Annotated in this window: 21 protein-coding genes and 1 tRNA gene; 12 read left to right on the forward strand and 10 right to left on the reverse strand. The window is 45.1% G+C overall.

Translation table 11 applies throughout. From position 1 onward, the window contains the following. The first annotated feature begins 46 nt into the window (after nucleotides 1-46). A complete protein-coding gene (locus AAE02nite_RS04710; protein WP_146895406.1) occupies nucleotides 47-1,768 on the forward strand; it encodes a M3 family oligoendopeptidase in 1,722 nt (573 codons plus the stop codon). 230 nt (nucleotides 1,769-1,998) lie between these two features. Here AAE02nite_RS04710 and paaD read toward each other — a convergent pair whose 3' ends face one another. The 5 genes from paaD to AAE02nite_RS04735 all read right to left on the reverse strand — a co-directional run bounded on the left by paaD (nucleotide 1,999) and on the right by AAE02nite_RS04735 (nucleotide 5,755). Further along, complete coding sequence (gene paaD, locus AAE02nite_RS04715; protein WP_307725523.1) at nucleotides 1,999-2,481, reverse strand: 1,2-phenylacetyl-CoA epoxidase subunit PaaD; 483 nt, start codon at nucleotides 2,479-2,481, stop codon at nucleotides 1,999-2,001. A 7-nt stretch (nucleotides 2,482-2,488) separates the two neighbouring features. Further along, nucleotides 2,489-3,244 (reverse strand): 1,2-phenylacetyl-CoA epoxidase subunit PaaC, encoded by a 756-nt coding sequence (gene paaC, locus AAE02nite_RS04720; protein ID WP_146895410.1) that lies wholly within the window; start codon nucleotides 3,242-3,244, stop codon nucleotides 2,489-2,491. Further along, nucleotides 3,241-3,870, reverse strand: coding sequence for a phenylacetic acid degradation b (locus tag AAE02nite_RS04725; RefSeq protein ID WP_146895412.1), 630 nt, complete (start codon nucleotides 3,868-3,870; stop codon nucleotides 3,241-3,243). Before AAE02nite_RS04725 ends, paaC begins: the two co-directional genes overlap by 4 nt. Nucleotides 3,871-4,042: 172 nt before the next feature. Continuing rightward, on the reverse strand, nucleotides 4,043-5,026 hold the full coding sequence (gene paaA, locus AAE02nite_RS04730; protein WP_146895414.1) for a 1,2-phenylacetyl-CoA epoxidase subunit PaaA: 984 nt from the start codon (nucleotides 5,024-5,026) through the stop codon (nucleotides 4,043-4,045). A gap of 105 nt (nucleotides 5,027-5,131) precedes the next feature. Further along, nucleotides 5,132-5,755, reverse strand: a complete 624-nt coding sequence (locus tag AAE02nite_RS04735) for a TetR/AcrR family transcriptional regulator (RefSeq protein ID WP_146895416.1) — start codon at nucleotides 5,753-5,755, stop codon at nucleotides 5,132-5,134. A gap of 384 nt (nucleotides 5,756-6,139) precedes the next feature. Between AAE02nite_RS04735 and thiL the strand changes: the two genes are divergently transcribed. Then, on the forward strand, nucleotides 6,140-7,165 hold the full coding sequence (thiL, locus tag AAE02nite_RS04740; RefSeq protein ID WP_146895418.1) for a thiamine-phosphate kinase: 1,026 nt from the start codon (nucleotides 6,140-6,142) through the stop codon (nucleotides 7,163-7,165). Between the two features lie 151 nt (nucleotides 7,166-7,316). Here thiL and AAE02nite_RS04745 read toward each other — a convergent pair whose 3' ends face one another. From AAE02nite_RS04745 to rlmD, 3 genes are all read right to left on the reverse strand, one after another. Further along, on the reverse strand, nucleotides 7,317-8,153 hold the full coding sequence (locus tag AAE02nite_RS04745; protein ID WP_146895420.1) for a DUF1206 domain-containing protein: 837 nt from the start codon (nucleotides 8,151-8,153) through the stop codon (nucleotides 7,317-7,319). A gap of 225 nt (nucleotides 8,154-8,378) precedes the next feature. Continuing rightward, the gene (locus AAE02nite_RS04750) at nucleotides 8,379-8,747 is read right to left on the reverse strand and encodes a hypothetical protein (RefSeq protein WP_146895422.1); all 369 of its coding nucleotides are present in this window, start codon (nucleotides 8,745-8,747) and stop codon (nucleotides 8,379-8,381) included. 80 nt (nucleotides 8,748-8,827) lie between these two features. After that, a complete protein-coding gene (rlmD, locus tag AAE02nite_RS04755; protein ID WP_146895424.1) occupies nucleotides 8,828-10,243 on the reverse strand; it encodes a 23S rRNA (uracil(1939)-C(5))-methyltransferase RlmD in 1,416 nt (471 codons plus the stop codon). Nucleotides 10,244-10,472: 229 nt separating this feature from the next. Between rlmD and AAE02nite_RS04760 the strand changes: the two genes are divergently transcribed. Next, a complete protein-coding gene (locus tag AAE02nite_RS04760) occupies nucleotides 10,473-11,276 on the forward strand; it encodes an SDR family oxidoreductase (RefSeq protein WP_371863459.1) in 804 nt (267 codons plus the stop codon). A gap of 168 nt (nucleotides 11,277-11,444) precedes the next feature. On the opposite strand, the gene AAE02nite_RS04765 is transcribed toward AAE02nite_RS04760, so the two are convergent. Next, entirely contained in the window at nucleotides 11,445-12,185 is a 741-nt protein-coding gene (locus AAE02nite_RS04765; protein ID WP_146895429.1) for an SH3 domain-containing protein, read from the reverse strand. 70 nt (nucleotides 12,186-12,255) lie between these two features. Between AAE02nite_RS04765 and AAE02nite_RS04770 the strand changes: the two genes are divergently transcribed. Continuing rightward, nucleotides 12,256-12,331, forward strand: a tRNA-Lys gene (locus AAE02nite_RS04770). A 633-nt stretch (nucleotides 12,332-12,964) separates the two neighbouring features. Next, the gene (locus AAE02nite_RS04775; RefSeq protein ID WP_146895431.1) at nucleotides 12,965-13,237 is read left to right on the forward strand and encodes a GNAT family N-acetyltransferase; all 273 of its coding nucleotides are present in this window, start codon (nucleotides 12,965-12,967) and stop codon (nucleotides 13,235-13,237) included. 119 nt (nucleotides 13,238-13,356) lie between these two features. On the opposite strand, the gene radC is transcribed toward AAE02nite_RS04775, so the two are convergent. Then, the gene (gene radC / locus AAE02nite_RS04780; RefSeq protein ID WP_146895433.1) at nucleotides 13,357-14,073 is read right to left on the reverse strand and encodes a RadC family protein; all 717 of its coding nucleotides are present in this window, start codon (nucleotides 14,071-14,073) and stop codon (nucleotides 13,357-13,359) included. 143 nt (nucleotides 14,074-14,216) lie between these two features. Here radC and AAE02nite_RS04785 point away from each other — a divergent pair, with 143 nt between their 5' ends. The 7 genes from AAE02nite_RS04785 (at nucleotide 14,217) to AAE02nite_RS26195 (ending at nucleotide 21,878) form a co-directional block, all read left to right on the forward strand. Then, nucleotides 14,217-15,470 (forward strand): metallophosphoesterase, encoded by a 1,254-nt coding sequence (locus AAE02nite_RS04785; protein WP_146895435.1) that lies wholly within the window; start codon nucleotides 14,217-14,219, stop codon nucleotides 15,468-15,470. Between the two features lie 218 nt (nucleotides 15,471-15,688). Further along, on the forward strand, nucleotides 15,689-16,144 hold the full coding sequence (locus AAE02nite_RS04790; protein ID WP_176599785.1) for a hypothetical protein: 456 nt from the start codon (nucleotides 15,689-15,691) through the stop codon (nucleotides 16,142-16,144). 491 nt (nucleotides 16,145-16,635) lie between these two features. Continuing rightward, nucleotides 16,636-17,331 (forward strand): hypothetical protein, encoded by a 696-nt coding sequence (locus AAE02nite_RS04795; protein WP_146895437.1) that lies wholly within the window; start codon nucleotides 16,636-16,638, stop codon nucleotides 17,329-17,331. A 105-nt stretch (nucleotides 17,332-17,436) separates the two neighbouring features. Continuing rightward, nucleotides 17,437-18,129, forward strand: a complete 693-nt coding sequence (locus tag AAE02nite_RS04800; RefSeq protein ID WP_146895439.1) for a carboxypeptidase-like regulatory domain-containing protein — start codon at nucleotides 17,437-17,439, stop codon at nucleotides 18,127-18,129. A gap of 164 nt (nucleotides 18,130-18,293) precedes the next feature. Further along, nucleotides 18,294-19,202, forward strand: a complete 909-nt coding sequence (uvsE, locus tag AAE02nite_RS04805) for a UV DNA damage repair endonuclease UvsE (RefSeq protein WP_146895441.1) — start codon at nucleotides 18,294-18,296, stop codon at nucleotides 19,200-19,202. A gap of 1,032 nt (nucleotides 19,203-20,234) precedes the next feature. Beyond that, entirely contained in the window at nucleotides 20,235-21,701 is a 1,467-nt protein-coding gene (locus AAE02nite_RS04815) for a sodium:solute symporter (protein WP_146895445.1), read from the forward strand. A gap of 30 nt (nucleotides 21,702-21,731) precedes the next feature. Further along, nucleotides 21,732-21,878 (forward strand): hypothetical protein, encoded by a 147-nt coding sequence (locus tag AAE02nite_RS26195; RefSeq protein ID WP_170252516.1) that lies wholly within the window; start codon nucleotides 21,732-21,734, stop codon nucleotides 21,876-21,878. Nucleotides 21,879-22,085: the final 207 nt, after the last annotated feature.

Consider the following 22,085-nt stretch of genomic DNA (forward strand, 5'->3'; position numbering starts at 1 on the left):
TTTTTAGAAAATCTATCTGGAACAAGATAAAATTAAAAAAAGCAATATGGCAGAAAATACAGCCGTTTTAGTACCCAGAAACCGAACCTTTTTACCTCCTGATTATACCATTACCGATTGGGCTGCTATAGAGCCTTACCTCGAAAACTTAAAAAACCGGGAAATAAATTCAGCTACCGAACTGGAGCAGTGGCTGCTGGACCGCAGCGAACTGGAAAGCGTTGTAGCCGAAGACATGGGCTGGCGCTATATCCGGATGACCATAGATACCCAGGACGAAGCGGCGACCGCAGCTTTCCAATATTTTGTAAACGAGATAGAACCCAATATTGCGCCGTACGACCATGCGTTTAACCAAAAGCTGGTTACATCGGAGTATCTGCCGGAATTGGATGAAGACAAATACCGGATTTATTTGCGTTCGGTAAAAAAAGCTATCGAAATATTCCGGGAAGAAAATATTCCGCTCAACACCGAAATTACTACCAAGCAACAGCAATATGCCGCCATTACCGGCGCCATGACCGTAACCCTGGACGGAGAAGAAATGACTTTGCAGCGGGCCGCCGATCGGCTGAAAAACCTGGACCGCAACGTGCGCCGCGAAGCGTACCTGGCCATTCAGGAACGGCGGATGCAAAACAAAGGCGAACTGAATAATTTATTCACCGAGCTCATCGGGTTGCGCCACCAGGTAGCCCAGAATGCCGGCTTTGCTAACTTCCGCGATTATATGTTTGCCGCGCTGGGCCGCTTTGATTATACCGTACAGGATTGCTTTAACTTCCACGAAGCCATTGCCACCAACGTAGTGCCGTTGAATGATGCCATCGACCGGCAACGCAAACAAAACCTGGGTTTACCCGAACTGAAGCCCTGGGATTTGGATGTGGACGATACCGGCAAGCCACCTTTAGAACCCTTCAAAACCGGCGAAGAGTTGCTGCAAAAAACCACCGAAGTATTTTACCGGTTGGATCCATTCCTGGGCGATTGCCTCGTAACCATGAAAAATATGGGCCGCCTGGATCTGGAATCGCGGAAAGGCAAAGCGCCGGGTGGCTATAATTACCCGCTCGACGAAACCGGCGTACCGTTTATTTTTATGAATGCTACTTCTTCGTTGCGCGATGTGGTAACCATGCTGCACGAAGGCGGCCATGCCGTGCATAATTTCTTAACCCACGAACTGCCGCTAGGCGCCTTTAAACACACGCCTTCCGAAGTGGCCGAACTGGCTTCCATGTCGATGGAGCTCATTAGCATGGACCACTGGGATTTATTTTTTAAAAACGAAGAAGAATTGCGCCGCGCGAAGAAAACGCACCTCGAAAGTGTGCTGGAAACTTTTCCTTGGGTGGCCACCATCGACCAATTCCAGCATTGGATTTACGAAAACCCCGATCATACTTTGGCAGAACGGGAAAAAACCTGGTTACAAATATTTGACCGGTTTAATCAGCACGAAGTAAACTGGGAAGGCCTGGAAGGATTCAAACCTTATATCTGGCAAAAACAACTGCACCTGTACGAGGTACCTTTTTATTACATCGAATACGCCATGGCCCAACTCGGCGCCATTGCGGTCTGGAAAAATTATAAGCAAAACCCGCAAGCCGCTTTAACCGGCTACAAGAATGCGTTAAGTCTGGGCTATACCAAATCTATTGCGGAAGTCTACGCGGCCGCTAATATTAAATTCGATTTCTCGGCCGAGTACATTAAAACGCTCACCGATTTTGTACAGGCCGAAATGGAGAAACTGTAGTCGTTATTCGTTGTTCGTTATCCGAGGTTGGGAGATCAACTAACTGCTATCAAACCTCACAGGTCTTAAAGATCTGTGAGGTTTTTTTACCTTTAAACCATAGAGCGGCTATGAAATCAGCTTCAAACGATTCGGTATATGCAAATAAATATAATCCAGAATTTCAAATAGAGTGTAGCTGCTTCCGTTCATTTGGAAACGAATAACGAACAACGACTAACGACTAACGATTAAAGCGGTTTAAACTGCTCGAACATTTGGCGGCAGTTGTTGCAGTAATGCATAGCCCGGCATAAAGTGGGGCCGAAAGGGGTGCGTAAGGTGGTATTGGTGCTGTGGCAATAAGGACAGGTGGTATGTTCAAGAATATCTAAATCCGGAATAACCTGGTAAACGGGTGGCGGAGCTAAGCCAAATGCTTGCAAGACTTTGCGCCCATTGGGGGTTATTTTATTCGTATTCCAGGGCTTATCAAAACTCATTTGCACTTTAAATTCCTGAACACCGGCGGCTGCTAAAGTTTCTTCTACGCTTTTCCGCATATAATCCATCGCCGGACAACCCGAGAAGGTGGGCGTCATATTAACCACAACCTTGTTTTCCGGTGTTACCTGCACCTGAGTAATAACTCCTAAATCCAGGAGCGAGAGCACCGGTATTTCGGGATCCTTCACCTTTTCCAGCAGAACCAATATTTCTTCTTGCGTCCACATCAGGCATTTACCATTCCGTGTTGGGGTCGAGGTTATAAACTTCGGCCATTTCGTCGAGCAGAGGTTGCAGGTATTCCGAATGTACGCCGCGTCGGCCGCCGAATACCGGCATAACCGATTCTAAATCAGGTAACTGCAACTGGGTTTGCGCCAGCACTTTCCGGATGTTTTCCAACCATTGCGTTTGAATTTGGCTCTCCAGCGGAAAAATACCGGCACTGGCCAGTTCGGCTTCGTAAGGTGAAGACTCAAACATACCCAAAGCATAAGGAAAAGCATCATTCAGGGATTGCTGCAAGCGGTTGATGCTCTCGGCGGTGGCGTTACCCAGTTGCTTTACCATGGTATTGGCGTGCAGCAAATGATATTTCAGTTCGCCTCTTAATTTAGTCGCTACTTTAGCTAAAGGCTCGTAACCAGCTTGGGTTAAATATTCGAAGCGGATTGCCTCAGCGTGGTCATATAAAAAGTGCCGGATTAAGCTAAAGTCGTATTCGCCAATAGGCAACTCTACCAACTGGCAGCAGTGAAACTGCGATGGATTTCTCATAAACGCTAAGGTATCCGGGTCTGATTCGCCGAGTTCGTACAACAGCGCATAAAAAGCCAGACTGTGCCCCAGCTTATCCTGCGCCATAGAGGAGAAAGCAATATCCTCTTCCAGAATAGGCCCAATGCCCGTCCATTCAGAATTGCGGTGCCCTAATACCAACTGGTTATCGGCCAAAGTATAGAGTAATTCTTTTATAGCTTGCTCGTTCATGGGTTGGAAATGGTTCGGGTTTTAAAAGCATTTATTTTATCCAGTACTTTGTACGCCACTGGTTCGCGGTACTTTTTCTCGCTTAAGGTTAGCCAAAGGTCTTTATCTTCTTCCGCTGATTTAAATACCTGGGCCGCCGGCATTACCCACACGTTTACACACGGTGCCTGATCACCGAACTGTTCTTTAGCTACGGCCAAAGCTGCCGGGTAATCCGAAGCCATTACCATACCGGCATGTGTGTGCGCTTTGCCTCTTTTTTTCAGAATGAATATTTCAAAAGGCTGCTGCGGTTCAGCGGGCCTGATTGCAGCGGGAATATTTATCATTCCCCAAACCAATTCGTTATCGTTTACATAAGGCGTGTGCTGAATAGCTTGCGTTTTGACTACCCAAAGCCCAAAACAAGCTACCCGTCGGCTGTATTGTTCTTTCGCAAATAAAAAGGCTACCTCTAAATCCGGGGCGTGTACCGGCCCCACGTAAGCATAAGCCGTATTTTCCCGTTTCTGTGCAAACACCTCGTACGTGGCCCATTGGTCCAGTTGATTCTTAACGGGTAAATCCGGCCATTCCGCCGGCACCTGCAATCGGTTTACGCGGGGATCTAATGAGGTGAGCATCATGTTAAAACAGATTAAAAACTATTGATTTATTTAAGCAAGGGCTTGTGAGTTTGTTTGGAAGTTATGGTTTGAAGAAGTCAGAGACTTCCGGGTATTATAAGGCACCCGTGACGCTTCGGTTAACACCTGCGCCAGCCACAAATTATACTCAGCAATCAATCTCCATTTCTCTTTAGGCCAAAGGTTTTACGTAAGTTGTTTCCGGTTTTAACAAAGCTCTTCTGACCCAGGCACCTTTTTCTTCGGCCTGGCGCCTGACGGCTAATCGCTCTTTGTTGCAAGGTCCGTTTCCGTTAATCACCTGTTTAAATTCTTCCCAGTCAGGTTCAGTATATTCCCAAACGCCTTCCTCGTTCTTGCGAAGATTTGGGTCGGGTAAGGTCAGACCTATTTCCCAAACTTTGGGCACGTACATATCCAGAAACTGCTGGCGGCACTCGTCGTTAGTCGCCATTTTAACTTTCCACCGCATCAATATTTCGGTATGAGCCGAAATTTTATCGGCGGGCCCGAAGAAAGTCATAATGGGCGGCCACCAGCGGTTTAGGGCCTCCTGAATCATTTGGCGTTGTTTGTGCGAGCCGGTGGCCAGGTAAACCACCGCATCGTGGCCGTATTTCAGGTGAAAAGATTCTTCGGCGCAAATCCGCTCTAAGGCCCGGCAATACGGGCCATAACTACCGCGGGCATTAGCCATCTGGTTAACAATAGCGCCGGCATCAATCAACCACGAAATAACCGTTGAATCGGCCCAGGTGGGTGTGGGGTAATTAAAAACGTTGGAATATTTAGATTTGCCCGAAATTAAATCCAGCATCATTTGCTCCCGGGTTTTGCCCAAAGTTTCGGCGGCGCTGTATAATAATTGGGCGTGCCCAACCTCATCCTGTACTTTGGCCAGCAGGGCCATTTTCCGCCGGAAGCCGGGGGCCCGCGTTATCCAGGTACCTTCGGGTAAGGCGCCAATTATTTCGGAATGCGCGTGCTGCTCTATCATCCGGATAACCTGCTTCCGGTACAGTTCCGGCATCCAGTCGTCCGGCTCAATCTTTTCGCCCCGCTGAATGCGTGCTTCAAACTCAGCCAGTTTCATAGGATCCTCGTGCTGCAATTCGTCCAGCTTTACGGCCTCAAATAAGCTTCCTCCTCCGTACATGTTTCTTAATTATGAATTAGCATTTATGAATAATGAATTGCTGCATTTACCAGTTTTATGTGAATGTTACATTTTTGCGTATCGAACAACGAGTAACGAACAACGCTAATGATACTTCGGTCGATCATCTTTATGGGATACAAGGCCCGTCAAAAATAAATCGGCCAGGCCATTCGCAATTGCTTCGGGGCTTAATTCGCCGTCGAGTTTGTACCACTGGGTAATGCCATTCAGGCTCGAAAGCAAGGTACGCGTAACAAAACGGTCATCCGTCGGAACAAACTCCCCGGCTTCAATTCCCTGCCGGACCAATGTTCGGATGCGCTGCTCGTATTTTTCCCTTAATTGCAGAAAATCTGCCAAATGCGGTTCGCTTAAGTGCCGCCACTCCTGCAGAAAAACGGCGGACGCGGCTACGTTGCGGGTTATTAATTTTACGTGCGCCGCCATTATTAGCCGCAGTTTTTGGGTAAATGTTACCGGTTGCGCTTCAATACCGGCTAACTCCCCGAAAAACTCTTGCGCCATTTTAAAGCATATACTTTGCAGGAGTTCTTCTTTAGAGCGCACATGGGCATAAATACTGGCTGCCTCTATGCCTACCTCGCTGGCCAAATCGCGCATAGAAGTAGCCGAAAAACCCCGCTCTTTAAATAAAGCGGTAGCAGTATTTTCGATCTGCTCTTTACGCGTAAGTTTAGCTGAACTTTGGTTTTCCGTTACTCCCATTCCTATTTTTACAAAAAATTAATTTCTCAATATTTTTAATCTGTCTCTGGAGTTCACCGCTGGCATGCAGCAGGAAACAATTAAGCAGCTAACTTTTTACTGCCCGAAAGAGGATGGTTTCCTAAACTTCTTTCTTTTTAATTCTTGAGGAATAAAAAATATTAAATAATTAACCTCCAGCTAACTTAAATCTATTGTTAAAAGCTAATTACTAATCACTAAAAATTAACTACTAAAATATATACGTAAACTAACGTTCGTTAGGTATGCCAATCTGAAATCAACTTTGCCATTATCTATTTACCCAGGAGCCCAGATTAAATAATAACTTTGCCGTATTAAAACTGACACTGCCGGTTGTGAACAATTAGAAATAAAAAACTTATGAGTGAATTTACTTCTTTAGATAAGCTAGGTGAATTTGGCCTGATTCGGAAAATTAAAGAAACAGTTAGAATTGAAAATGCCTCTACGTTGGTAGGTATCGGCGACGATGCAGCCGTGCTGGAACCCGGCAAAAAAAATATTGTGGTATCAACGGATATGCTGGTAGAGGGCGTGCACTTCGATTTATCTTTTTGCCCTTTGCGGCACCTGGGTTATAAGGCAGTCGCGGTAAATATATCGGATATTGCGGCTATGAATGCCATACCCACCCAGATTACCGTAAGCCTGGGAATTAGCGCCCGCTACACCGTAGAAGCCATCGACGATTTATACGAGGGCATCCGGTTTGCCTGCGAGAACTACAAAGTAGACCTGGTGGGGGGTGATACCACGTCTTCTAAGTCCGGTTTAATAATTAGCATTACGGCTATTGGCGAGGTAGCCAAAGGCGAAGCCGTGTTGCGCAGTACCGCCAAACCCAACGATTTAATTTGTGTGACCGGCGATTTAGGGGCGGCCTACTTGGGCTTGCAGGTACTGGAACGAGAAAAACAGGTATTTTTAGATAACCCCGAAATGCAGCCCGATTTGCAGGATAAGGAATATTTGGTGCAACGCCAGCTAAAACCCGAAGCCCGCATGGACTTTATTTATGAACTGAAAGAGTTGGGGGTAAAGCCAACCGCTATGATCGATATTTCGGACGGATTGGCTTCGGAACTGCTGCATATCTGTACGCAATCTAAAACCGGGGCCGCTATTTACCAGGATAAGCTGCCCGCCGACCAGCAGGTATTAAACACCGCCGAAGAATTTCAACTGGACCCGGTGATGTGCATCCTGAACGGCGGCGAAGATTACGAACTGCTGTTTACGGTTAATTTGGCCGATTACGATAAAATCCGGAACCACCCGGATATAACTATTATTGGTAAAATGACCGAAGCCACCGAAGGCGTCCGGCTGGTAACTCCCAGCGGCAATACCTTCCCGATTCAAGCCCAAGGCTGGACGCATTTTTAATCAGGTAAACACAAATTTGGTTCTTTATATTTAGAATCCAGAACCTTTACCAGGTAAACCAATGGATAGGATTAGATTTACCGAAATATTCGGGCATAAAAAAGAGCTGCTTTAAAAAGCAGCTCTTTTTTTATATAAATAGGTTATAGTATTAAGTATTAATTACTTCGTACCGGGCTCTCACAAACATAAAGACACCGTAACAAACCAAGCCGATGGCTATGGCGCCCAACAAAATAGAACCATACGATTGTTCGAGAAACTGAAAAGCGCTGCTGGTACCTCCGGCTTCCTGGGCATTCGAGTTCATGGCCGCTTTCAGAAACAAAAAGCCAATAATTCCCCAGACAATACCCCGGGCTATATAACCCACTTTACCGGCTTTCATGAGCATATCTTTTATTTCTGATTTAATACTGGCAGTTTGCACATTTTTCAGGTATTTACCAGAAATTGCTTTGTAAATTTGGTAGAGGCCCATGCCCATAGTAACTATGGCCACAATGCCAACCAGCCACTGGCCAAAGGGCTGCTCTAATAATTTACCAGCCAGCGTCTGGCGCGAATCGCCGCCCCCACTGCTGCTGCCGCTGCCTAAAACCAGTTTCGCGGCGTAAAAAGCTAAACTGCCGTAAATTACACCGCTAAAGGCGTAACCTATTCTTTTACCAATTCCTTTGGCATCAGCACCTTTGCTCTCCGAATCCATAAAGGCTTGGATAAAGCGCCAGATGGTATAACAAACCAGACCCAGCGTAACTATTCCTAATAAAATCTTACCAAAAGGCTGTTCCAGGATAAACTGAAAAACACCTTGTTTACCGGCGCCTTGTTCAGAATTGCCATTTATTTCGAAAGCGGCCATGAAAGCTAAAGCTCCTACGAGTGAATAAACTACTCCTTTAGCAGCCATTCCAAATCGGGCAAAGTTTTCGGTCCACTGCGGGCGCGGGTGGGGCAGGTGTGTGTTATGAATTGAAATTTCCATAGTTTTATATTTTGCATGTATCTATAAGTATATACACGTAAAAATAAAGCTAAGGTTAATCTTAATCTGAAAGGAAAATCTACAGCTACTGGTTATAGCTAATAATTAGCACCTTACAAATCAATAGAAAATGAATGGCGGCAGCCGATATATTTCTTCAAAGGCACCCAAAACGGATAACGCACGAAATTGGCTTACAAAAAAATTGTGTTTAAATCAGAATTTTTAATCTTCCGGAAATGGAATAAAAACAAAGTTGGTAAAGCCTTCGTCGATAACAAACAAACAGCAGAACTCATCCGGATCTTTGTAAGCCAGCTCAAACTCTTCTACTTTATCTACGCTAACCACATTGCGCTGCACAAAATCAAAAAGGTACGATGCATACACGTGCCACTCCAAGTCCATTTCATCGGCATTAATGAGTAAAGACCCTAAAGAGGTTGCCTGTTTCGTGAAAATAAAAATAGGGTACTTCGAAATTTCTCTTTTCCGGATCTGGTAAGAGGCTTCTTTCAGGGTTTCGGATACCTGGGCAAAATCCTTCGTAATGGTGCCTAAATATTTTCCGTTCAGTTCAGGATCGTTATTCATAAAAATGGCTTATTTAAGCGAATTGTTTTCTTTTTACGGATTACAGATTAGAAGAACTATTATTGTGCGCAGCTTTCCGGTTAAGATTTCAGTTCGAGGGTTACAATATTTTCGACGTGGTGGGTCTGCGGAAACATATCTACCGGTTGAATTTGGGTAACCTCGTAGTTAGCCGAAAGCCCCTCTAAGTCGCGGGCCTGGGTGGACGGGTTACAACTGACGTACACGATTCTTTTCGCCTTTATCTCGTTCAATTTTTCTACCACATCGGGGTGCATACCGGCCCGCGGCGGATCGGTAATAATTACATCCGGCCGGCCATGTTCAGCTATAAAAGCATCGTTCAGCACCTCCCGCATGTCGCCGGCATAAAACCTGGTATTCGTAATATTATTTATCTGGGAGTTGATGCGGGCATCCACAATGGCGCTTTCGACATACTCTACCCCAATTACTTCTTTACATTGGCGCGCTACAAAGTTAGCAATGGTACCGGCCCCGGTGTATAAATCATATACTACTTCCGAACCGGTTAAGGCCGCCATTTCGCGGGTGAGCCGGTACAGCGCGTAAGCCTGGTCGGAATTGGTTTGGTAAAAAGATTTAGGCCCTACCCGAAAACGCAAATCTTCCATTTGTTCATGAATGTAAGGTTCGCCGTGGTAACACACTACATCTAAATCGTGGAAGGTTTCGTTGCCTTTGGGGTTTACCACGTATTGCAGCGATGTTATCTCCGGGAAAGTATCTTTCAGGTGTCCGAGCAGCCCAAATAAAGCCGCGTCATCTTCATGGTAAACCTGCAAAATTACCATTACCTCGCCGGTATTGGCAGTCCGGACGATAAGGTTGCGCAAAAAGCCTTGCATCTTTACCATATCGAAAAACACCAGGCCATGCATTTTGGCGTACTGGCGCACAGCCAGCCGGATATTATTAGAAGGCTCCGGCTGCAGGTAACAATGTTTAATATCTAAAATTTTATCGAACCGGCCGGGGATATGAAAACCCAAAGCATTGCGGTCATACTCCTGCCCCGATTTTATTTGTTCCGAAGTAAGCCAGCTGTTGTTAGAGAAAGTATATTCGAGCTTATTCCGGTAATAAGTGGTTTCTTTTGAGCCCAGAATCGGATTTACCGGTTTGTGCCCGATTTTACCAATTCGTTCCAGGTTATCCTTTACTTGCTTTTGCTTGTAGTACAATTGGGTATCGTAGCCAATGTGCTGCCACTTACAACCGCCGCAAACGCCAAAATGCTCGCAAAAAGGCTCCAGGCGCAACTCCGAATAGGCATGAAAATGCACCGGCGCTGCTTCCAGGAAGTTTTTCTTTTGTTTGGTTACCTGCAGGTCTACTACGTCGCCGGGAGCCACATCTTTTACAAAAATAACCAGGTTTTCGTGCCGGGCCAGGCACTTGCCTTCGGCAGCCATCTCCTCAATCCGGATATTCCGGATAATCTCAAAATGCTTTTTTTTCTTTTGCTTTCTCACAATGCCGCAAAATTACGCCAAAAATTATTGGTTTTAAACCCTATTTTTAAGAAGGCATCAGGCGGCAAGTTATTCCCGGATTATTCACCATTGATTATTGGCCGCAGATTCTTTTTCAGTGCGGCAACCAGGTAGATTAACACTTATTTAACTAGCTATAAATATTACCTTTGTGCCGCCGGGGCATTCGTGCGCCGCCCGGCTTACACATTGGTTTATTTAAATAACGATGAAAAATAAAGTGGTACTGATTACCGGCGCTACTTCGGGCATAGGAAAAGCGCTGGCGCTAACTTTCGGCGATGCTGGTGCCACGGTGGTAATTACCGGCCGGAATCTGCAAAATTTAAATCAGACAGCGCAGGAATTAAGCCGGAAAGGTATACAACATTTAGCCCTGCAAGCCGATGTAAGCCAGGAGCAGGATTGTGCCCGCCTGGTTACCGAAACAATTGCGCAGTTTGGTAAGCTGGATATCCTGATTAACAATGCGGGCATTTCGATGCGGGCGATGTTCGAACAATTAGACCTGGATGTTATCCGGAAAGTGATGGACATAAATTTTTACGGTACCGTTTACACCACCAAATATGCCTTGCCGCACATTCTGAAGGCAAAAGGCTCCATCATCGGTATTTCCTCGATTGCGGGTTACCGGGGCCTGCCCGGCCGCACGGGTTATTCGGCTTCTAAATTTGCCATGCACGGCTTTTTAGAAACCTTGCGTACCGAGTTGTTGGACCGGGGCGTACACGTGATGATTGCCTGCCCGGGCTTTACGGCTTCTAACATCCGCAACAATGCGCTGGCAGCCAACGGACAGTCCCAAGGAGAATCGCCGCGCGATGAAGGCCAGATGATGACCGCCGAAGAAGTAGCGGCCCGCATTTTAAAAGCCACTTACCAACGCAAACGCGACCTGGTGATGACTACCCAAGGCAAATTAACCGTGTTCCTGAACAAATGGCTCCCGGGCCTTACCGACCGCCTGGTTTTAAACCATTTCAAAAAAGAAAAAGACTCTCCGGTTTAAGACAGTGAACAGTTACCATTAAACAGTTATCAATTATCAGTAACCCGTGATTAATAATATTAAAAAAACACCTCTTCTTTAAGACAAAGGTTCCTTTAAGCCTGCCGCTTTGCGTTCCAAAAGAAGACCCTAATTATTGATAACTGTTTACTGATAACTGATAACTGTTTACGGTAATTCCAGGACGTTTTTCTTGCGGATAAAAGCTCGTTGGCCATTCCATTCCGTTTCGTACCAAATATCCCGCTCCCCTTTTAAATTAATCCGGTGGCCTTGGGTAGCAGTAGCCAGCCACCGGGCGCCGGCTGCGGGGGCAGCCATAATGGCCACATCGTTTTGCCGGATTATTCCTTTCCGGCCGAAACTGAAAAAGTTGATATAAAATCCGATAAATAACAGGTAACCCAAAAACAAGACCTGTTCGGTGCGCCCCGGCAATATTTTTTTCTGCCGGTAGATAAAAAACATTATGGTTAGGATTACAACGGCCAGCATCAGCATTCCCTGCAAAATAGGGTAATAATATTTTTGCATCTGAGTCTGCAGAAATTCCAGATCGCTGTACTCGTACCCCAGATATTGCTGCCGCTGGGCCAGGTCCTCCATCTTTTTTAAAACCGCTCGGCTTGGCCGTTTATCATAATACAGGTGCAGGTAATAAATAGTAGCCGTATAATTCTGTTGGGCCTCCTGGGCATAAGCCATTTTCAGGAGCATTTGCGGCGAATATTTTTCTTCTTTTTCGAGTATTTTTTTATAAAGGGCGAAGCTCTGGGAATATTGGTGCTCCCGGAACAAGCTGTCTGCCTTTTTTAATACCGGATTATTTTCCTGAGCCTGAACAGGTTGAGCAAAAACAGAAAATAAAATCAAAAATATTAAAGAAAATCTGTTCGATTTATTTGCCATTTATAAAATACTATCTTAGTTTTGCATCGCAATTCAGGGAAACGCCCGGCGGTTGTAAAGATAATAAAAAGATTCCGTAGCTCAGCTGGTAGAGCAATACACTTTTAATGTATGGGTCCTGGGTTCGAATCCCAGCGGGATCACCAAGAAAAAATCCCCTAATCGGTAAATCGGTTAGGGGATTTTTTTTAGGTGCTTTATTACATTTGTGTTCCCGGTATAAAATTTATAGTCTTTCCTTTTTCATTAGGAAAATCAACTACTTAATAACAAAATCCTTTACCCAATAGCATGAGCAGTTACTAATTAGCCGGGCGGCCGCGGCAATTTGTGCCATGACACGGGTGGCTATTCCCCCGCGCAGTGCCCGCCGCCGGCGCGATAGCCATCAGCGTGTTTGGCAATACCACGCCTGGCATAGACCGCTGCAGAGCTTTGTTAAAGGATAAAGGCTAGGCGGTTTTTCTTTTCATGCCACGGAGGTACGTGGGGAAACCATGGCGGCTTTAATAAGTGAAAATTATTTTAAAGCAGTTCTGGATTTTACGCACTGTTGGCTACGCTTAAACTTTCCGATTTTCAGGAATAGCTACACTTTTTATTACCTGATTTGCTGCTGTGTTTATGCAGGAAGAGTTTATAATTTAATGTAAATAACCAGGAAGTTATTGGCGGGCGCTCTGATTGGAATATATTTTAATATTTAAAAAGTCGGTAATTCTGGCAAAATTATTCGTATAACAACTTTTAGAATAATAAAAGCTGTTGATTACGCCCAAATGAAAGTTACCCATGACCCGGCAGATTTGCGGTTTTATGCAGATGTGAACGGAGAAGAAGCCGAACTAACCTACACCTACCCCGAGGAGACTGTGCTGGACTTGGATTACACCTATATACCACCCAGTGCCCGCAACCAGGGCCTCTCCGACCAGTTGGTGCAAGCTGCGCTGGATTTTGCCCGGGCGCAAAACTACCTGGTTATTCCTTCCTGCCCGGTTGTAGAAGCCTTTGTAAAACGCCACCCCGAATTCCAGGATTTACTTACCTGATAAGCAGCACAAGCATTACTCCTTTGCAAACATTTCACCTGAAGCTTTCATTTCACATCTACCTAAAAACAAACTGCTATCGGCGTATTAGGCTGAAGTTTGGAACAAACGCTGGTTGGTTACAACAAACCCTCATCGGCGAAGCTATAATAATTGTGCTCGGTAAAAATAATGTGGTCCAGGATAGGTAAATCCAGCAGGGCGCCGGCCTCTTTCATTTTTTTGGTGAGGGCAACATCGGCGGCGCTGGGTTTCAGGTTTCCCGAAGGGTGATTATGCACCAGGATTATGGCGCTGGCCAGACTTTCGATGGCTTGCTTAAAAATTATTTTGGGATCGGCTACGGTGCCGGCCACGCCGCCGGTACTAACGGGTAATTTTTTCATTACCACGTTGGCCCGGTTAAGCAATATTATCCAGAACTCTTCGTGGGGCAAATCCAGCAGCTGCGGCTTAATGTACTCGTAAATATCGGTAGAGCAGGTAATGCGGGTTTTAACAGCCGCCGCTGTTTCTTTCCGGCGGCGGCCCAACTCCAGCGCACTTACAATGGTTATGGCTTTGGCTTCCCCAATACCCGGATGCTTTTGCAAATCGCTTACCGAAAGTTTGGCTAACTCGTTTAAGTCGTTGTTTACCGCGGCCAGAATTATTTTGGCCACATCTACGGCTGTTAATTTTACCGTGCCCGAACCGATTAAGATGCCAATTAATTCGGCGTCGCTTAAAGCCGCTTTTCCTTTCAAGAGCAGCTTTTCGCGGGGCCGGTCTTCTTCGGCCCAACTTTTTATTGCCAGCGATTGCTTATAATCTTGCTCCGGATTTGTTTTAGCCATAATTAAATAAGTAGGTGGTGGTAAATACCATACGTAAGTTTTCTTTTTTCGCTTTCTGGTTTTAAGCCTAAACTTGGTTTTACCGTAAAAAGAGCCGTTGGCCGATTAGCAGGCTTTACATCTAAATTTATTACCTCCCTTTTATGGCACGCTACTTAACCATTGCCGTTCTGATTCTGATATTGTTTTTAGTGGATTGGTACGTATTCCAGGCTGTCCGGACGGTTACGCATAACCTTGCTTTTCGCAGCCAGCGCCTAATTTTCTGGTTGTACTGGGCTTTATTTTTTTTAACCGCAGCAACCATCATTTTATTTACCCTTACCCGAGGCACCCCTCCTACTCACTTCCGGATGTACCTAATTAGTACGTTGTTTATAATATTTGCCTCTAAGCTGGTAGTAGTGGTATTTCTGCTTCTCGATGATGGTTTTCGGCTGATGAAATACCTGGTTAACTATATTTTCACCCATGCCCCTAACCAGCCCGAACCTGACAATATCGTTATCAGCCGGAATATGTTTTTAAATAAATTAGCGCTGATAATGGGCGCTATCCCGCTGATGGCCTTCGTGTATGGCATGGTGCGGGGCGCTTATAACTACCAGGTTAAAAAAGTTACGTTGCGCGCGCCCGGTTTGCCGCCGGCTTTTCATGGGTACCGGGCCATCCAGATTTCTGATTTACATACCGGCAGTTTTACCAGCACCAAACCGTTGCAGAAAGCAGTGGCGCTCATTAATAAACAAAATGCCGATTTGGTATTTTTTACCGGCGATTTGGTAAACAACGTTGCCACCGAAGTACTGCCTCATATAGACACCTTAAAAGAAATTACCGCCCGCGACGGCAAGTATTCTGTTTTGGGCAACCATGATTACGGCGATTATGTAAGCTGGCCCAGCCGGGAAGCAAAAATGCAGAATTTAAACCGGTTGAAAGAGGCGCACCGGCAAATTGGCTGGAAACTCCTCTTAAACGAACATGCCGTAATAAATAAAGGCGCAGATCAGCTGGCCGTAATTGGCATAGAAAACTGGAGCGCGCGGTTGCATTTTCCGAAATACGGCAACTTACCGCTGGCTTACACCGGCACCGAAAATATTCCAATAAAAATATTACTCTCCCACGACCCTTCGCATTGGGACGGCGAAGTGAACAGCCAATTTAAAGATATTTATTTAACCTTATCGGGGCATACCCACGGCATGCAGTTTGGCATAAATATCCCAGGGTTTAAATGGAGTCCGGTGCAGTATGTATACAAGCAATGGGCTGGTTTATACAAGAAAGGCTACCAGCACCTATATGTAAATACCGGCCTGGGCTTTTTGGGATATCCTGGTCGGGTTGGATTTTTACCCGAAATTACCGTTTTTGAATTTCAGCCTGGCTGAGTTAAGCTTTTCTCTAACTGTCAAAAGCACAATCTAGGAAACTTTATATCTTATTTAAAGCTATCAGAACCATAATACACTAATATTATGATATTTGTACGGATAGAAATTATGTGTTTATACGGAAAACTTTAATAAACACCTCGCGTTTAAAACGGTGAACTAAACATATTGTAAAAAAGGATATATTTTAGTTAACTAAAAAAAAGAAAAAAGCTATGAAAAAAGTTTTGATGATTTTTTGCTGCGTAGGCGCATTCACTTTTGCTTCTTGCGGTGGCAGCAGTACAACCGAAACAACAGAAACCACTGAATCAACTGATACTGGGACTACTACCGATACCGATATGAGTACCGACATGGATACAACTGGTATGGGAGGAACAGGCGCGAATGATATGGGTACTACTTCGGGTAGCACTACCGGCAGCGGCACCACTTCAGGCGGAACTACAACCGGTACTACTGCTGGCGGAACCACTACCGGTACTACCGCGGGTGGAACTACTACCGGAACAACCGCTGGTGGTACTACTACTGGCACCACAGCCGGAGGAACTACCACTGGTACAACTGCTGGCGGTACTACAACCGGAACCACTACTGGTACTAGTACAACTGCGGGAGGTACAACCGCTGGCGGAACTACTGCCGGTACAACTGGTGGCCGTTAATCCGGCTAGCCGAAAGGCAGCCTAATACTTTTACTTTTTATTTATAAACACAAGCCCGACTTTCAGATTCAGAAAGCCGGGCTTGGTGTTTATGGCTAATTATGTTAAACAATATAGCAGTTATCCTTTACTTCTTTCAAAAAATAAAACCGGAATAAATTTATTCCCTTCCATTTCTGCAGCCATGCGGAGAACATAAAAATTCAGGTTACGCTAAATTTATCTGGCTCCCTCGTATCACCTCGTTACACCTGTATTTCTCTATTGCTACAAATTCTTCCGGACATTTGTCCTTCTATTTGTTAGCCTAAAATAGTGCTCTGTTTTGGAACATATAGTAATATTTTATCTCATTTTACATTTATCCCTGCTAGACCACCAAGCACCACCTTATAACTATAATACAAAATACAACTTACAAAAACAGCTTTCGTATAAGTCCAGAACTTTAGCACACAAATTTAATACAATTTACCTCTTACTAACCAACTATGAAAAGAACATTGATATTGCTGGGTATGGCTAGTTTAGCCCTGACAGCATGCAACCACGAAAATACTACTACATATAACCAGAATACGGCTACTAACACTACGGCCACCGACCATACAACCGAAACTAATAACCGCGCTGCTTACCAGGAACAGAACCAAAATTCATCGCCGGAGATGGCTAACAGTTTTACATCTAAAACGGCTACTGCAGCAAAAGAACAGCAGGGTTACAATAACATGGAGAACCGCGCGGACGATGTAAGAAACAGCTCTAATTATAGCCAGGAAGCCAACGTACGCGCTGGCGGCAAAGCCGCAGCCACCAGCAGCCGGCCAAACGAGATGCAGATTATAGACGGTGAAGTAAACGGTGAGTTACGCAATATTTTAAATCCGGAACAATACAAAGCTTACGAAAGTAAACCAGGCGATTACCTGGCAACCGGGCCCACGCAGGACAACGTGAAACGGGAAATAAAACGGGACGGCGATGAAATTACCGTTAAAACCGGCGACATTAAAGTAAAAGCCGAGCCCGGAAAATCGAAGGTAGAAACCAAATCCTATGAATCGAAAATTAAAGGCGACGAACGGAAATATAAATCTAAAACCAGCGACACGAAAATGAAATCGGAGCCTGGTAAAGCCAAATACGAATCCGGTAAAACCAAAATAAAAGTACAGGAAGATTAATTTTTAAAGATAACGGTATAAAGCTTGCTTAATATTTTAGGCAAGCTTTTTTTTTAAATGCCGGGCATCTTTTTTAATTTTCATACTTTTAAAACCCGATAGCCGTTGTTCTTTCTAAAAGTAATAGATTTGTTTTTAATGATACCTGGCCGGTTCTTCCGCGCATTTCTCTTTTTACTGATTTTCTGCGGCAGTACCAGCCTCTTCGGGCAAACAAATTTACTTTTAACCGGTACTATCCGGCATTCGCAAACCAAAGCTCCCTTAGAAAGCATTACTATTATAAAAACCGCTACCGGTCGCGGCACCGTTTCTAATGCCGCCGGGGTTTTCCGGCTAAACGTACTACCCAACGATACCCTCCTGATTCGGGCCGTTGGCTTTAAATCGCAACGCTATGTGGTGCATGCCCGGGCGCAGCAAGATTTAACCATTGAAATATTGCTCGAAGAAGGATCGCTGGAGTTGCCCGAAGTAAAAGTAGTGGGTGGTCTGGATTACGAGAAAGTAAACCGGGCCTTACGTAACATGAAAAAGCCACCACCGCCCAAAGTAGCGGTAAAACCACCTGCCCCCGAACCTTTATACAAAGAGAAAAAAACCACTCCGGTAGCACCATCTCTCGAAAACCCGGCCAGCTTGCTCTACGATATGCTCTCGAAGGAAGGCAAAGACAAGCGGAAACTGGAAGAGCTATTAGCCGAAGAGGCTGCCCGGAAAAACGCCCTGGAGGAGAAAAGGAAGCAGGAAGCCTACGACAGCCTGTTCCTGGACCGTAACCGGAATATCCGGCGCTAACCCGGTTGTTTTATACACACTGACCCGTCCTTTCTCCCGGAGAAATAATGCAAAAAGCTTGGGGTACAGTGCAGCAGAGCGCTAAGGGAAGGTGTTATAACAGTTTCTAAAAAACCAAAACTTTTCATCTGCGTTCAGGTTTATAGAAAAAATCTGGCGCACCTATGAAAATTGGCTATCCCTGCATCAACGAAACCTTACCCTGTTCTTCGGCTACCACCTTCCGGCTGGCTTCTTACTCCGAAGAAAGGTTGATTCAGGCGGTTACAACCAACCTGGCGTGTTTGCAACAGATACTGGAATTTAATGTGCAGCACGGCTTGCTGTTTTTCCGGATGAGTTCCGACCTGGTACCTTTTGGCTCGCATCCGGTAAATACTTTTAACTGGCAGGAATATTTTGCCCCTACTTTTACCGCCATTGGCGCATACATCAAGCAAAATAAATTTCGCATTTCGATGCACCCGGACCAGTTTGTGGTACTGAACTCCCCCACCGAAACTACGGTGCAGAACAGTTTTTCCGAATTAGCTTACCAATGCACCATAATGGATTTAATGGGCTTAGATAAATCGGCAAAACTGCAGATTCATGGCGGCGGGGTTTACGGCGATAAGCCCGCCGCTATCCGGCGGTTTGCCGATGCGGTACAGGTATTACCCGCTAATATCCGGGCCCGGCTGGTTATAGAAAACGATGACCGTTCGTATAGTCTGCGCGATTGCCTCGAAATTCACGAGCTTACCGGTATTCCGGTTTTATTCGATAATTTTCACCACGAATGCCTGAACAACGGCGAGCCCATGGGCGAAGCCCTGCAACTAGCAGCCCAGACCTGGCAACCCGAAGATGGTATTCTGATGATGGATTACAGTTCCCAGTCGCCGGGCGATAGAAAAGGAAAACACATTTCCCACATCCAGCTCGATTTATTCCGGGAGTTCCTAACCCACCTGAATGGCCTGGATGTAGATATTATGCTCGAAATAAAAGATAAAGAAGCCAGTGCGATACCAGCCATGGCCTTGCTCCGGGAGTTAGGTTATGTGCCGGCCGCCGAACCGGTTTCTTAAAATATTTACCCAAAGCAAGAACTACGGCGATTTTAGTGGTTGAAGGTTACGCCCTACTAAGGTACTTAGCTTATGCTATTCATAAATCACCTCTATATTAGGAAATCTCATTCCTGATTTTTAGCATTTTAGCTCCTCCGCTCCAACCCAAAATTTTCCTATTACGTCTTAACGTTACTCGTACATGAGATGAGCAAGGCGTTAGCCTCAGCTTTGCTCATGTGCTTTGTTAGCTGTTGATATTCTTCTTAATGTCTAAGAAAAATTATGGCAATTACAAAGACTAAAAACACAGTTATGCCACTTATCAAGAAAGATTTTGCTTCACTCTGACTGTTACTATTAATACTGTTCTTATAGAAAAAGAATAAGATTAACTCCATTGACAGAGATGCTGCTGTAATTATTCCTTCCCCTGTCCATTGTGAATAGAATTTACTGTTTGCTCCTTCTCCGAAGTGCCCCCAAGCTAAAATGAAGAACATGAACCATAACCCAACCAGAAAAGCAAGAGTTAAAACTAAGGCTAAAGTCAAGTGCAGCCAATTTGTTTTCTCTCTCAGTATTTGAGTCATTTTGTTCTTCTTGTTTAGCACTCACTTCTTCTATTCCTTATTTGGAGCTTCTATAGTTTTATTACCAGCTAACTACTGGATATATGGAGTTATTCCGTTTATCCACCCCAAATCAACGGATAACCGGAACTGGATTAATGAATATACTATATATATAAACAATAATAAAGAATTAGAATAAATATTACGTTCTTAGTTGTGGTCACTGGATCGTATTAAGAGAGTATAATAAACAGATACGTTGCGGTTCCTCTCACCTCAACAACATCCTGGCATAAAGGCTGTTATTTCCCGTAGCATTATTCCCAGCCGCTATCTTCTTTCCACCTGGTAATAGCTGTTTTTGAAATATTCAGACCATTATGAAAACTGTCAGCGGTAAAATTTCCGGAATAAAGGAGGGTAGGGCAATTTAACTATATTTGTGAATCGCGTATTAGTTACATAAAATTGCCGTATGTCGCCTACTTTAATTATTAGCTTAATTGCCGGCTACTTCTGTTTGCTGGTGCTTATATCTTTATTAACCAGCAGCAAAAACGATAACACTGAAAGCTTTTTCCTGGCTAACCGCAAATCGCCGTGGTTTGTGGTGGCTTTCGGCATGATCGGCACTTCTCTCTCCGGGGTTACTTTTATTTCTATTCCGGGCATGGTGGCCAAAGCCCAGTTCTCGTATCTGCAACTGGTTTTCGGGTATTTATTGGGCTACCTGGTTATTGCTACTATTTTAATGCCGCTTTATTACCGGCTCAACCTGGTTTCGATTTATACTTACCTGGAGCAACGGTTTGGCTTCTGGTCGTATAAAACCGGGGCCTTTTACTTTTTGCTGGCCCGTACCATTGGGGCCGCCCTGCGCCTGTACGTGGTAGCGGGTGTACTACAGTTGGCGGTTTTCGATGCGCTGGGTGTCCCTTTCTGGTTATCGGTATTTATTACCATTGTTTTAATTTGGGTGTATACCTTCCGGGGCGGCATGAAAACCATTATCTGGACCGATACTTTTCAGACGCTGGCCATGCTGGTTTGCGTGGGCTGCAGTATTGTGCTCATTTCACAGGAATTAAACCTTTCGTTCCAGGGCCTGGTAGATACCATCGACCAGAGCGCTTATTCGCAGGTTTTTTTCTGGGATTTTAAAGACTCCCGCTATTTTGTAAAGCAGTTTTTCTCGGGCGCTTTTATTGCCATTGTTATGACCGGCCTGGACCAGGACATGATGCAGAAAAACCTGAGTTGCAAAAGCCTGGGCGACGCCCAGAAAAATATGTTCTGGTTTAGCATTATCCTGGTTTTCGTAAATATTCTGTTTTTGTCGCTGGGTGCGTTGCTTTACATTTATGCCAATGCCAAAGGCATTGCGCTGCCCGAAAAAGGCGACGATGTGTTTCCGTTTCTGGCGCTTAATTACTTCTCGGCCTTTTTGGGCATTGTGTTTATTCTGGGCATTGTGGCGATTACCTACGCTAGCGCCGACTCCGCGCTTACGGCCCTTACAACTTCTTTTTGCGTCGATTTCCTGGATTTTGACAAACGCACCGAACAGGAACGCACCCGCTACCGCTACATCGTGCACATTGGCTTTTCTTTGCTGCTCATGCTGGTCATTATCGTTTTCCGGATTATTAACGACGAAAGCGTGGTAACGGCGGTATTTAAAATTGCGGGTTATACCTACGGGCCATTGCTGGGGCTTTATACCTTTGGTGTTTTCTTTAAACGCCAGGTGCGCGATAACTTAGTACCTTTTGTTTGTGTGCTGTCGCCGCTGGTTACGTATATGTTTAACCTTAACTCCAAAGACTGGTTCTGGGGCTATGAATTTGGCTTCGAAGTTTTAATTCTGAACGGATTCCTGACCTTATTGGGACTGTTTGCCATTTCGGTGAGTAAAAAAAGAAGCCCAGTACCTGCCGTTTAGTTTTAAACAGAACTTACAGCTAATAGAATTATGGAGGCGCTGGTTGCCGTTTCCGCCTATTTTCACCTTAGTCGTCAGGCCAAGCAACACGAGGCAATTATTCCGAACTTGCCGAGCGAAACAAGACATAAAACAGCGCAGGTAAAAGTATTTCTTCCTGCGCTGTTGTATGCCTGAGGAGTAAGAATTAGCTATTTGAACAAGCTCAACAATACTTAATACCGGGCTTTTACCAGAGCGTATGGCAGAAATTTTTGCATTGGCGGTTATTTCACCACCATTGGCACCAGCGAGGCAGCCGGCGTGCTACCAGTTTTACCGGTATCACCCTAAATATACAATCGGCCTTGGTAAGAGTGCAGTGCAGAAGAAATAATATTAAAA

It is taken from the genome of Adhaeribacter aerolatus, assembly GCF_007991635.1.
Taxonomy (GTDB): Bacteria; Bacteroidota; Bacteroidia; order Cytophagales; family Hymenobacteraceae; genus Adhaeribacter; species Adhaeribacter aerolatus.